The sequence below is a fragment of the Citrobacter sp. TBCS-14 genome (assembly GCF_005280805.1).
Taxonomy (GTDB): domain Bacteria; phylum Pseudomonadota; class Gammaproteobacteria; order Enterobacterales; family Enterobacteriaceae; genus Citrobacter; species Citrobacter gillenii.
In genome coordinates, this window is the sequence record NZ_SZWM01000148.1 from 1 (window position 1) to 262 (window position 262).

General features: G+C 53.4%; 1 protein-coding gene. It reads left to right on the forward strand.

What is annotated here, in order from left to right; genetic code table 11:
• A partial coding sequence (locus FDX22_RS03590; protein WP_304571751.1) for a glycoside hydrolase family 3 N-terminal domain-containing protein occupies positions 1 to 262 on the forward strand: 262 nt, incomplete at both ends.

A 262-nucleotide genomic window follows, 5' to 3' on the forward strand; every position in this document is an offset into this window, starting at 1 on the left:
GCGGTGATGGTGGGGCTTAATTCATTGAATGGGACGCCCGCCACCTCTGATGCCTGGCTGCTAAAAGACGTGCTGCGTGATGAATGGGGCTTTAAGGGTATTACCGTTTCCGATCACGGCGCGATTAAGGAACTGATTAAGCACGGTACCGCCTCCGATCCTGAAGATGCGGTGCGTGTGGCGATCACGTCCGGCATCAATATGAGTATGAGCGATGAGTATTACAGTAAGTATCTGCCGGGGCTGATTAAGTCGGGCAAGG